Origin of the sequence: Prochlorococcus sp. MIT 1304, assembly GCF_047305015.1 — a bacterium.
Taxonomy (GTDB): domain Bacteria; phylum Cyanobacteriota; class Cyanobacteriia; order PCC-6307; family Cyanobiaceae; genus Prochlorococcus_A; species Prochlorococcus_A marinus_E.
Genome location: NZ_CP138974.1, coordinates 278900 through 291657 on the forward strand (window position 1 = coordinate 278900; position 12758 = coordinate 291657).

At 34.1% G+C, this 12758-nt stretch carries 12 protein-coding genes; 4 read left to right on the forward strand and 8 right to left on the reverse strand.

Annotation, left to right across the window (positions count from 1 at the left end; all coding sequences use genetic code 11):
* Nucleotides 1-71: 71 nt before the first annotated feature.
* Nucleotides 72-1691, forward strand: a complete 1620-nt coding sequence (locus SIB45_RS01610; protein WP_011863609.1) for a photosystem II high light acclimation radical SAM protein — start codon at nucleotides 72-74, stop codon at nucleotides 1689-1691.
* A gap of 15 nt (nucleotides 1692-1706) precedes the next feature.
* Here SIB45_RS01610 and clpS read toward each other — a convergent pair whose 3' ends face one another.
* Both clpS and SIB45_RS01620 read right to left on the reverse strand, forming a co-directional pair.
* The gene (gene clpS, locus SIB45_RS01615) at nucleotides 1707-2021 is read right to left on the reverse strand and encodes an ATP-dependent Clp protease adapter ClpS (protein ID WP_041484725.1); all 315 of its coding nucleotides are present in this window, start codon (nucleotides 2019-2021) and stop codon (nucleotides 1707-1709) included.
* 30 nt (nucleotides 2022-2051) lie between these two features.
* Nucleotides 2052-3278, reverse strand: a complete 1227-nt coding sequence (locus SIB45_RS01620) for an LL-diaminopimelate aminotransferase (protein WP_011863611.1) — start codon at nucleotides 3276-3278, stop codon at nucleotides 2052-2054.
* Between the two features lie 297 nt (nucleotides 3279-3575).
* On the opposite strand from SIB45_RS01620, the gene SIB45_RS01625 reads away from it, so the two are divergent.
* A complete protein-coding gene (locus SIB45_RS01625; protein ID WP_011863612.1) occupies nucleotides 3576-5384 on the forward strand; it encodes an Rne/Rng family ribonuclease in 1809 nt (602 codons plus the stop codon).
* Nucleotides 5341-5958 (forward strand): ribonuclease HII, encoded by a 618-nt coding sequence (locus SIB45_RS01630; RefSeq protein WP_011863613.1) that lies wholly within the window; start codon nucleotides 5341-5343, stop codon nucleotides 5956-5958. The genes SIB45_RS01625 and SIB45_RS01630 overlap by 44 nt, the downstream gene beginning before the upstream one ends.
* On the opposite strand, the gene SIB45_RS01635 is transcribed toward SIB45_RS01630, so the two are convergent.
* Nucleotides 5944-6462, reverse strand: coding sequence for a DUF1997 domain-containing protein (locus SIB45_RS01635; protein ID WP_011863614.1), 519 nt, complete (start codon nucleotides 6460-6462; stop codon nucleotides 5944-5946). The genes SIB45_RS01630 and SIB45_RS01635 overlap by 15 nt on opposite strands.
* Before the next feature lie 51 nt (nucleotides 6463-6513).
* Between SIB45_RS01635 and pheA the strand changes: the two genes are divergently transcribed.
* Nucleotides 6514-7359: a prephenate dehydratase gene (gene pheA, locus SIB45_RS01640; protein WP_413682137.1), complete on the forward strand. Its 846-nt coding sequence runs from the start codon at nucleotides 6514-6516 to the stop codon at nucleotides 7357-7359.
* A 1-nt stretch (nucleotide 7360) separates the two neighbouring features.
* Here pheA and SIB45_RS01645 read toward each other — a convergent pair whose 3' ends face one another.
* The 5 genes from SIB45_RS01645 to fusA all read right to left on the reverse strand — a co-directional run bounded on the left by SIB45_RS01645 (nucleotide 7361) and on the right by fusA (nucleotide 12746).
* Entirely contained in the window at nucleotides 7361-8293 is a 933-nt protein-coding gene (locus tag SIB45_RS01645; protein WP_413682138.1) for a methyltransferase domain-containing protein, read from the reverse strand.
* The gene (locus tag SIB45_RS01650) at nucleotides 8294-8950 is read right to left on the reverse strand and encodes an LON peptidase substrate-binding domain-containing protein (RefSeq protein ID WP_011863617.1); all 657 of its coding nucleotides are present in this window, start codon (nucleotides 8948-8950) and stop codon (nucleotides 8294-8296) included.
* 56 nt (nucleotides 8951-9006) lie between these two features.
* Nucleotides 9007-9327 (reverse strand): 30S ribosomal protein S10, encoded by a 321-nt coding sequence (rpsJ, locus tag SIB45_RS01655; protein ID WP_002807536.1) that lies wholly within the window; start codon nucleotides 9325-9327, stop codon nucleotides 9007-9009.
* A 98-nt stretch (nucleotides 9328-9425) separates the two neighbouring features.
* Nucleotides 9426-10625 (reverse strand): elongation factor Tu, encoded by a 1200-nt coding sequence (tuf, locus tag SIB45_RS01660; protein ID WP_002806605.1) that lies wholly within the window; start codon nucleotides 10623-10625, stop codon nucleotides 9426-9428.
* A gap of 45 nt (nucleotides 10626-10670) precedes the next feature.
* Entirely contained in the window at nucleotides 10671-12746 is a 2076-nt protein-coding gene (gene fusA, locus SIB45_RS01665) for an elongation factor G (protein ID WP_011863618.1), read from the reverse strand.
* Between the last annotated feature and the right edge of the window lie 12 nt (nucleotides 12747-12758).

Sequence of the window (12758 nt, forward strand, 5' to 3'; positions counted from 1 at the left end):
TTTTAATTTCTCCAAATTAGTAATAAAGTAGTTAGATTCTTAACAGAAATAAATTCATTAAATTTCATAACATGAATTTTAATTTGAAGTTTGAAAAATTAAATAAAAAAAATTACCAAAGAAAGCACTATGGCAAAATACTAACTGTAAGATTGCCATGTAATCCAATATTTCCAATAGGACCTATTTATTTAGCAGACCATATTCATAAATGTTTTCCAGATTTAGAGCAGCAGTTCATTGATCTAGCAATAATTCCATCTAATAAAGTTTCCAAATGTTTAGCTAGAAAAATTGATCAATTTAGACCTCATCTAATCATTTTTTCATGGAGAGATATACAAATTTATGCACCTGTTGATGGTAGAAGTGGAAATCCCCTACAAAACTCTTTTGAAGTTTTCTACTCAAAAAATATACTTAAAAAAATTAGAGGTTCCTGGGGAGGATTAAAATTAATTGCATCGCATTATGGAGAAATATATAGAAATACTTCTTTAGTCAAGATGGGACTAAAAAGAGCACAAAAATATAATAAAAATATAAAAGTAATCTTAGGAGGCGGGGCTGTTAGTGTCTTCTATGAACAATTGGGAAATCTCCTCCCAAAAGGAACTGTTATTTCAGTTGGAGAGGGAGAAAATCTCATAGAAAAAATAATTAAAGGAGATTCAATAGAAGAAGAAAGATGTTACGTTGCCGGACAAAAACCTCGGAGCAAATTAATACATGAACAACCCTCAGGCACTGTTAAAACTGCCTGCGACTATAAATACATTAAATCAAAATGGCCTGAATTTGATTGGTATATAGAAGGTGGCGAATATTACGTAGGGGTACAAACAAAAAGAGGTTGTCCTCATAATTGTTGTTTCTGTGTTTACACAGTTGTGGAGGGGAAGCAGGTTCGCGTTAATCCTGTTAAGGAAGTAATCAGTGAAATGAAGCAATTATATGATCTTGGAGTAAGGGGATTTTGGTTCACAGATGCACAGTTTATTCCAGCCAAAAAACATATTGAAGATGCTAAAACACTTTTGCAAGCAATTAAGGACCAAGGCTGGGACGATATTAATTGGGCCGCATACATCAGAGCAGATAATATTGATGCTGAGCTTGCTCAGCTTATGGTTGATACAGGTATGAGCTATTTTGAAATAGGTATCACCTCGGGATCTCAAGAACTTGTTAGAAAAATGAGATTAGCTTATGACCTTGAAACTGTATTAAATAATTGCAGAATGCTTGTTAAATCAGGTTTCAAGAATCATGTTTCAGTCAATTATTCATTTAATGTTTTTGATGAAACGCCCAGCACCATAAGACAAACAATTGCTTACCATAGAGAATTAGAAAATATTTTTGGTAAAGGCTTAGTTGATCCAGCTATATTTTTTATAGGTTTGCAACCTCACACTCTTCTTGAGAAGTACGCTTTGGAGCATAAAATTTTGAAGCCAAATTATAATCCAATGAGCATGATGCCCTGGACAGCTAGAAAACTTCTTTGGAATCCAGGCTCACTAGGTAAGAAGCTTGGCCAGGTTTGCTTAGAAGCTTTTGATAATACAGAAGACGAATTTGGTAAAACAGTTATCGATATTCTTGAGAGAGACTATGGAAAGTCTTCCTTAAAAGAATCCCTTAAAGTCCGTCCTTTATCAGAAAGAAAATTAGCTCACTCTAAATAATAAATACAACAGTTCTTAATCCTCTTTCTCAATTGAACTAGAAATTCCCTTAGATTTTAATGATTCTGAGTAGAATTCTGCTGGCTCTAAATCACAAACAATGACTAGACCCACGCCCGTATTGTGTGCTTCAAGCATTATTGCTATAGCATCTTGTTCACTTAATTGCGGAACAACTTCTCGCAGTGAAATAGTGACATACTCCATAGAATTAACAGGGTCATTATGAAGTAAAACCTTATATTTTGGAGATTTATTTTTTAATTCAGCGGGTTTCTTTTCAATCACTGCTGAATTATTTGCACTTTGTTCCAACTTTATAGATAGCATCAAACTTTAGAATTTAAATAATAATAATTATTATATATTAATTATTCTTTCCATTGCATCAAGGACGTTTGATCTTGAGTTAAATGCTGACAAACGAAAATACCCCTCTCCTGCCAATCCAAATCCGCTCCCAGGAGTTCCCACTACACCAACTTTTTGAAGAAGGAAATCAAAAAAGTCCCAAGATGACATTTGATCAGGAACTTTAATCCAGATATAAGGTGCATTGTCTCCTCCATACACTTTATATCCTGCATTTTGAAGTTTATTTTTCATAATTTTTGCATTTTCCATATAAAAATCAATCAAACCTTTTACCTGTTTCTTGCCTTCAAGAGAATAAACAGCCTCTGCTCCTCTCTGGACCACATAACTTACTCCATTGAACTTTGTCGACTGTCGCCTATTCCAAAGAGGCCATAAGTCTATTTCCTCATTTGTGGAGCTCAAACCTTTGAGATTTTTAGGTATTACTGTAAAAGCACATCTGACTCCAGTGAATCCTGCATTTTTTGAAAAAGATCTAAATTCAATAGCACAATCCTTTGCTCCCTCAATCTCATATATTGAATGTGGAATATTATCATCTTGAATAAATGCTTCATAAGCTGCATCAAAAAGTATTAGAGATTTGTTTTGAAGCGCATAGTCAACCCACTTTTTCAAGTCTGCTTTATTAATCGTTGCTCCAGTAGGATTATTAGGAAAACAAAGATATAAAATATCAACTTTTTTTTCAGGCAGTTCTGGCAGAAAGTTATTATCCTCGTTTATTGCAAGATATGTCAATCCTTTATAAGTACCATTTTCAAGAGAATCACCAGTTCTGCCTGTCATAACATTACTATCTACATAAACTGGGTAAACAGGATCAGTTACAGCAATTGAATTATCTTTACCAAGAATATCTAAAATATTGCTACTATCGCATTTAGAACCATCAGAAACAAAGATTTCTTCAGATGAAATTTGACAGCCTCTCGAAATAAAATCATGCTCAGATATTTTTTCTCTCAGCCATGAATAACCTTGTTCTGGTCCATAACCTTTGAAACCATCTGTTGTTCCCATTTCATCTAAAGCTTTACCCATAGCCTCTATGCATGCTCTAGGCAATGGTTCTGTAACGTCTCCAATGCCAAGCTTAATAATATCTGCACTCTTATTTGATTGAGAATATGCTTTAACCCTTTTAGCAATTTCAGGAAATAAATAGCCTGCTTTGAGTTTTAAATAATTTTCGTTTACTTGAACCACTTTAGATAAAAAATTTCAACAATATTAGAATAATTGATCAACGTGCTTTAGTGGTGATTAGATGTTAATATTATTTTAGTTATGATTAATCTAAAGGATAATTGTAGCTATGAATTCAATTTCAATTAGTTTGAAAATCGTTTAAAGCTTAATAAATAGCAGAATTCAATCACTTTTAACTTTATTAGTTTCAAAGATAAAAAAACAATAGCTATAAAAATTGTTTTATTAAAAGAAAAAAATCTAATTTTTTAATTTAGATGATTTTCAAAATCCAAATCACTTAGAATCAATTATATGTCTCAGCAAATTATCATCGCTGAGCAGGCTCGAATTGCAGCACTACTCACAGATGATCGAGTTGATGAATTAATCGTCGCACAAGGTCATTATCAAATTGGCGATATTTTTTTAGGAACAGTTGAAAATGTTCTCCCTGGAATCGATGCCGCTTTCATAAATATTGGTGAAAGTGATAAAAACGGATTCATCCATGTTTCAGATTTAGGTCCACTAAGACTAAAAAAAGGGACATTTGGAATAACTGAATTATTAGAACCAAAACAAAAAGTTCTAGTACAAGTAATAAAGGAACCCACAGGATCTAAAGGGCCTAGACTAACTGGGAGTATTTCAATACCAGGAAAATACATGATATTACAGCCATATGGCCAAGGAGTAAATATTTCAAGAAAAATAAATACAGAAACAGAACGAAATCGCTTGAAAGCTCTTGGGGTTTTAATAAAACCTCCAAGCACAGGCTTGTTATTTAGAACAGAGGCTGAAAAGATAAAAGAAGAACTTCTAATTGAAGATTTAGAACAAATAATTCAACAATGGGAAAATATACTAAAAGTTTCTGAAGCTTCTCATCCGCCAAATTTAGTAAAAAGAGATGAAGATTTCTCTCTAAAAATTTTGAGAGATCATATTAAAGAATCAACTAAAAGCATAATTATCGACAGTAAATTTTCAGTTGCAAGGGCAAAAGACTATTTAAAAAATTATGAATCTGATATAAATATTGAATTTCACGATAACAATTCATCCCCACATGTTTTAGATGAATACAAAATTAAGAAAACAATTCAAACAGCCCTCCAACCTAGAGTAGATCTTCCCTCGGGGGGTTATATAATTATTGAACCTACTGAAGCTTTAACTGTAATCGATGTAAACTCTGGATCATTTACAAGATCGGCCAACTCAAGACAAACCGTTTTGTGGACGAATTGCGAAGCAGCAGTTGAAATCTCAAGACAAATGAAGTTAAGAAATATTGGTGGAGTTATTGTAGTTGATTTTATTGATATGGAATCTAGAAGAGATCAATTTCAGTTACTTGAGCATTTTACTTCAGCAATAAAAGATGATTCTGCTAGGCCTCAAATAGCTCAACTTACAGAATTAGGATTGGTAGAGTTAACAAGAAAAAGACAAGGTCAAAATATATATGAATTGTTTGGTAAAAAATGTTCTACATGCGATGGGACAGGGCATGTAGAAAATATATTAAATCAAGAAATTTCTAACTTAAAAATTAAAAATGATGAAAATAAATTTAATCAATCAGACAATCTAAAATCTCAAAATATATATACATCACAATCAACTGATGAGCAGGAAAAAATAATTAACAAGGAATTACTTAACTCCAAAGACCTAAGTAAAGAGAATTCTTCTTATAAAAAAGAAAATGATAATGATAATTTGAACCAATCAAATTCAAAGGAAAAAAATACAATAACAGTTGATCTTACTAATGAAGAAAAAATTGTTTTCAGTCAATTAGGTATTAATCCTCTTATAAAATTAGGTAAAGAATATCTAACTAGCAATAATTTTGTGCGTTTAAAAGACAGTAATAAGGAAAAGGAAAAAACCTTAGATAAAAAGACAAAATCAAAACAAATTAAAAAAAGCTCAAAATCGGGAGAAGAAAAGATTCAAATTACTATTGAAGATAAAGCAAATTCGAAAGACAACTCAACAAATAAAATTAATGAAGTTATATTTACAGAAGAAAAGGACGAAATTGAAGCTACAGATGATCTAAAAAATGCAAGAAAAAAAAGAAGAAGATCTTCAGCAAGTATTGAATAATGTATCCGAAGTTGGGATAGATGAAGTGGGAAGGGGATCAATTTTTGGTCCAGTTTTTTCAGCAGTTGTTGAATTGACTGAAAAAAATAAATTTACTTTAAAAAAATTAGGAGTAACAGATAGTAAAAAATTAACTCCCAAAAAAAGAAAATTACTTTTACCAAAAATTTTATTACTCTCTTCAGATTATGGAATTGGGCAATCTTCGGCCAGAGAAATAGATAAGTTAGGTATCAGAGTTGCTACTGAACTTTCAATGATAAGAGCTTTAAAAAAATTAAAAAAGAAGCCATCTGAATTGTTAGTTGATGGCCCCTTATTATTGAGACCATGGAAAGGAACACAGAAAAATATAGAATCTGGAGACTCAAAGTTTATCTCGATAGCTTCAGCAAGCATAGTTGCAAAAGTTTCTCGCGATAATCTAATGGTGAGGTTAGAAAGAAAGTACTCTGGATACTTGATATTTAAAAATAAAGGATATGGTACCAGAGAGCATCTTTCATTAATTAAAAAAAATGGAATAACTAAACTACATAGGAAAAGTTTTTTAAAGAAATCAAATCTTATTTAATTCACACCAATCAAAAAAATCTTTTACCAGTTGCTGTTGAACCCTCGACTTTATCCCCAACAGAATCCCATTTAATACCGAATGACCAGTAGATTCCAAAATTTTCTTTGGTACTAGCTTGAGCAGAGGGGGTTGGCTAACAGACACCCCTAAAAGCGCCTCACCTTCTAACCCAATATCAGTTGCTTCCAAATTCGCTTTTAAAATAAGATTAAAATCATCAATAATACCTAAGCCATCCAATGTACTTTCAAGGGCACTCATTTTTAAAATTCCATCTTTATTTTCTACCGCAATTGAGACAACAGGTTTAATATCTAATTGAAAAACCTTAAAACTTGTTACTGTATACTTATATCTACCTTCCCCTTCTGGTACTAATTTTTTGGAGTCAAGCATTGCTCCAACAACTCTTTCTTCTTCCAAAAGATATTTAGAAAGATAATCTTTATTACGTGTTACAGAAAGCTTTAATTTCTGTTTAGCATCAAAAGACAATAGCATTTTCTATATTCCTCCAATGCTTATTTGATCACTTTTTTTTTAAGATTAATCATGCGCAAACAAGTTGCATATTTAGGTCCAAAAGGAACATACGCAGAAAAAGCAGCTCATATATTATCAAAGCTTGCCAATTTTCAGACACCTATATTTGTACCATGTAATGGGTTACATTCGGTCATTAAATCGTTAGCGTACAACATTTGTGATGCTGCTGTAGTTCCTATAGAAAATTCCGTAGAAGGGGGCGTTACAGCCACTCTAGATTCCCTTTGGAAATTTCCTGAAATATTTATAAATAAAGCAATTGTTTTACCTATAAAACATGCATTAATTAGTGATGGTGAACTTTCAAATATTTCAGAAGTATTATCTCATCCTCAAGCACTAGCTCAATGCTCAGAATGGTTATCTGAAAATCTTCCAAATGCAATACCTCTTCCAACAAATTCAACATCAGAAGCTGTCAATATGGTTAAGGGAAGTAAATTCAGAGCTGCTATCGGTTCAAAATCATTAATTCAAATTGAAGGACTTAAAGAATTAGCCTTTCCTATAAATGATGTTCCAGGTAATTGCACTAGATTTGTCTTATTAAGTAAGGAATCAAATTCAAATTTAGCTAATATTGCTAGTTTCGCTTTCTCATTAATATCAAATAAACCTGGTGCTTTGCTTAAAGCAATAAATTATACTGCAGATTTTGGGTTTAATATGAGTAAGATTGAATCTAGACCTTCAAAAAGAGAACTAGGCGAATATATAATTTATATTGATTTAGAAATAAATAATCAAAATAACATTGCAAATTTTCTTGAATTGAAAAATAAGCTAGAACCACTTTGTAATAATTTAGTAGATTTTGGAAGTTATTTTTCTAAAAATATTGAACTAAATTAATTTATCCTCTACATTTATAAACTCCAAACTCCATTAAACCTTTTCTAAATGCCCAGTTCATGAGAAGTATTGTTGGAATCTCTCTAATCGACTTCAATATGGCAAATGGGCCAAGTGACAAAATTGCGAAAGGCCTTCGAATGCCTTCAATAATGGAGTCATACCATGAAGGATTTGTATAGGAATTCCAATTTTCAGCAATAACTCTTCCTGAACTATTTTTATTAGATCTGAGAATATTACCGAAATCATTAATGCTAATAAAATTAGGATGTACCCATTGTTCGAGTAATTGTTTAAGAACTAACTTTTCAAAAAATGATGGGGGGTATGCCTCAAGGTCTCTTGAGTTCCAATCAGCCAATGCCAAATAACCATCAGGTCTTAGAATTCTCAGCATTTCATCTGCAAACCTAGTTTTATCATTCATATGTGCACCAGCCTCAACACTCCAGACTGCATCAAATGATCCTTCTTCAAATTTCAAATTTAAAGCATCCATAACTTGGAAGTGGCAATTTAGTCCATTAGGAGTAAGTTCTCTAGCTCTTTTAACTTGAGCCGGACTAATTGTAATCCCAGTGACAATAAACCCATAAGATTCCGCAAGAATCCTGGAACTCCCCCCTATTCCACAACCTACATCAAGAATTCTGGATCCCTTTGGCAATTTATCTAAACCACTCCATTTGACTAATTCATGGACAAACTTAATTTTAGCCTTTCTAAAATCAATATTTTTTCCTGACGGATAATAACCCAAATGTATATGTTCTCCCCACAATCTCTCAAGTAATTTATCCTGTGTCCAGGCATCATATGCAGAAGCCACTGTGCTGGAAGAAATATATTTTCTAGCTTTAATTCTCCAGATTATAGATAGCAATAGTAATAATAAAACTAGTAAAAAAAAAGGGATTAATAATTCAAACATTTAATTTTCTTTTATGTCAGGAAAACTTTCTTTCAATACTGTTCTTGCTGCAAGTTGTTTTCTTGTATGATCAAGCATTTCATATTCTCTTTGCAAACGGGTAAAAGTATTTCTTTCTTCAAGAAGTTTTTGCTGTTCCTCAGCAACAGGTCCGCCCAAATGAGCTCCAATCCAAAATGATAAATCCATTGGGTTATCAGGTAATTTGTCAGGTAGATTTTTCTTGGTATTAGTCAATTTACTTGTTAAATTTATAACATCACTAAGTGCTTCTTTTACTGAGTCTTTTAGAGAATCTAATTTTTGAAAGTCATCAATATTATCATCGCTAATCCAACTAACCATCGCGGAATAAAATGGCGTCGAACGCATAATTTCTAAAACTTGAAATCTTTGTTGTCCGAGAGTGATAATATTACTTCTCCCATCCTCTGCAGTTTGATGTTTTATAATTTGCGCGCAACATCCAACGTTAGCCATACTTTTAGTAGTTGGATCAAACTTGATAACTCCAAACATGGAATCACCTTCAAGAACAGATTGAAGCATCATCCTATATCTCGATTCAAAGATATGCAAAGGCAATACTTCTTGAGGAAAAAGAACTACCTCTGGCAAAGGAAATAAAGGTAATTCCCTTACTGAGAGTTCTCCCATTTAAACCTCATTTCTTATTGTTTATATTAATCAATTTAGGACGGTTTCGGGATTTATTAAAGTTTAACTTCTATATCTACACCACTAGGAAGATCTAGTTTCATTAAAGCGTCAATAGTTTTTGCAGAAGGACTGTAGATATCTATTATTCTTCTATGTGTTCTTGTTTCAAAATGCTCTCTAGAATCTTTGTCAACATGTGGTGATCTAAGGACACAATAAATCTTTCTTTTTGTAGGTAAAGGAATTGGACCAATTGCTGAGGCAGAAGTAGTATCAGCAGTTTGGATTATTTTGTCACAAGATAAATCAAGCATTCTTCTGTCAAATGCTTTCAGTCTTATTCTTATTTTTTGTTGTGCAATTGATGCAGTCATAGTTTCAAATAACTTCTAGTGAAGGGCCATTTTAATAAATGACCCTTATCTATTTATCTATAGTAGATGATTGAGGTTAAATTTTAAATTCAAGTAACTTATTTGAGTATTTTAGAAACAACCCCTGCACCGATAGTACGCCCTCCTTCACGGATTGCGAATCGCATACCTTGTTCAATAGCTACTGGACAAATTAATTCTCCAGTCATCTTAATTCTGTCTCCTGGCATAACCATTTCAACATTAGAGCCATCATCAGAGGTAAATGCGGTAATTTGACCAGTCACGTCAGTTGTTCTGATATAGAACTGTGGTCTATATCCAGCAAAGAAAGGAGTATGTCTTCCGCCCTCTTCTTTTTTGAGAACATAAACTTCTCCTTCAAACTGAGTATGAGGAGTAATAGATCCTTTCTTAACGAGAACCATTCCTCTCTCAATATCCTCTTTCTGTACACCACGTAAAAGTAAACCAACATTATCACCAGCCATTCCTTCATCTAGAAGTTTTCGGAACATTTCTACACCAGTAACAGTTGTTAATCTTGTGTCTCTTATTCCTACTATTTCTACTTCTTCTCCAACTTTAACTTTACCTCTCTCAATTCTTCCAGTAGCAACAGTTCCTCTACCAGTTATAGAGAAAACATCTTCTACTGCCATCAAGAATGGTTTGTCAACTTCTCTTTCAGGCTCAGGAATGCTAGCATCGACTGCTTTCATTAATTCTTCAATCTTTGATTCCCAAGTTGAATCTCCTTCAAGAGCTTTTAAACCAGAAACTTGAACTATAGGAATGTCATCGCCAGGGAAATCGTAGCTATCTAAAAGTTCTCTAATTTCCATCTCAACAAGTTCAATAATTTCCTCGTCATCGACCATATCGCACTTATTGAGAGCAACTACAAGAGCAGGAACTCCAACTTGTTTAGCTAAAAGAATATGCTCTTTTGTTTGAGCCATGGGACCATCTGTAGCTGCACAAACTAGAATTGCTCCGTCCATTTGTGCGGCCCCTGTGATCATATTTTTAACATAATCAGCATGTCCTGGACAATCAACATGAGCATAATGTCTGCCTTCAGTTTCATACTCAACATGAGCTGTATTAATGGTAATTCCACGCTCTCTTTCTTCAGGAGCACCATCAATATCTCCATAGTCTTGAGCTTGAGCTTGACCTTTTTTGGCTAATACATTTGTAATAGCAGCAGTTAGTGTTGTTTTTCCATGATCAACATGGCCAATAGTACCTATGTTGACATGTGGTTTGTTCCTTTCGAACTTCTCGCGAGCCATTTTAAATTAAAGAATCGAGGGTTTAAGAATGTTTTAGTTTAGAGATCAGGAGTTGCCCTGATTCTTGGAAATGATAGCTTCAGCAACATTACGAGGAACTTCCTCATAATTTGCGAACTCCATTGAAAATATACCCCGACCTTGAGTCATTGATCGGAGTTGAGTGGCATAACCGAACATTTCGGCTAAGGGCACTTTGGCCTGTACCTTAGACAATCCATCATCAACAGATTGTCCTTCTACTTGACCTCTTCTAGAGGAGAGATCACCAATTACAGATCCAAGAAAGTCATCAGGACTTTCGACCTCAACTTTCATCATAGGCTCTAATAGGACAGGATTGCATTTTTTAACCCCGTCTTTAAAAGCCATAGAACCTGCAATTTTGAAGGCCATTTCAGATGAGTCTACATCGTGGAATGAACCATCGACTAGTGTTACTTTTACATCAATAAGTGGATAACCGGCAAGAACACCTGATTCACAGGTTTCTTTCATTCCATTAGATGCAGGACCAATATACTCTTTTGGTACAGCTCCGCCAACAATTTTGTTTACAAATTCAAAACCTTTACCAACTTCAGCAGGTTCCATTTCAATAATTACGTGACCGTATTGACCTTTTCCTCCAGTCTGTCTTGCATATTTTCCTTCACCTTTAGAACTAGACCTAATGGTTTCTCTATATGAGACCTGGGGAGCACCTATATTTGCTTCAACTTTAAATTCCCTTAACATTCTATCGACAAGAATTTCTAGGTGCAGCTCACCCATACCTGCAATAACAGTTTGATTGGTCTCAGGGTCTGTACTTACCCTAAAGGTTGGATCCTCTTCAGACAAAGCAGTTAAAGCTTTTGATAATTTTTCCATATCACCTTTAGTTTTTGGCTCTACAGCTACAGAAATAACTGGTTCAGGGATAAACAATGTCTCCAAGACTATTGGATCATCTGTATTACATAACGTATCACCAGTTGTTGTGTTCTTTAGGCCTAATACAGCCCCTAAATCACCAGCCCTCAACTCATCAACCTCCTCTCTTTCATCAGCTTTAAGAATCACTAATCTTGAAATTCTCTCTTTAGCATCCTTGGTAGAATTCATTACATAACTCCCCTTTGAAAGAACACCTGAATACATTCTTACAAAGGTTAATTTACCATAAGGATCTGACATCACTTTGAAAGCTAATGCACTGAAAGGAGCATTATCGTCAGAAGGTCTAACATCTTCTTTGCCACTTGGTAGAACACCTTGTATTGGTTTGACATCAACTGGAGCTGGCAAGTAATCAACAACAGCATCTAACACAAGTTGGACACCTTTATTCTTAAAAGCTGAACCGCATAATACGGGCACTAACCCATGTTTTAAGACACCTTCTCTAATACCTTTCTTAAGTTGTTCTGTGGATAATTCCCCGGTTTCAAGGAAAATCTCAATTAATTCTTCATCATTTTCTGCAACACTCTCCATCAACTTATTTCTCCACTCAGCAGCTTCCTCCTCCATTTCAGATGGAATTGGTGCTTCTTCTATATCAGTACCTAAGTCATTTTTATAAAGATATGCTTTGTTAGCGACTAAATCAATAATACCTGTAAGATCACCTTCAGCTCCAATAGGTAGCTGTATTGGGAGTGCATTTGCCTTTAGTCGATCTTTAATTTGTTTATTAACTTTTAGAAAATCCGCACCAGTTCGATCCATTTTATTAACAAAGACCATTCTTGGGACAGAGTATCTATCTGCTTGACGCCAAACTGTTTCGGATTGAGGTTGAACTCCACCAACTGCGCAAAATACAGCTATGACTCCGTCCAGTACTCGCATTGATCTTTCCACTTCAATAGTGAAGTCTACGTGTCCAGGAGTATCAATAATATTAATTCTGTGATCTTGCCAACTAGTAGATATTGCTGCAGCAGTAATGGTTATTCCTCTTTCTCTTTCTTGATCCATCCAATCTGTTACGGCGGCACCATCATGAACCTCTCCTATCTTGTGAACCACACCTGAATAAAACAAAATTCTTTCGGTTGTTGTTGTCTTCCCTGCATCAATATGAGCGGCTATACCTATATTCCTTACTCGTTCTAGGGGAAAGTCGCGTGCCAATTTTAAAGCTCC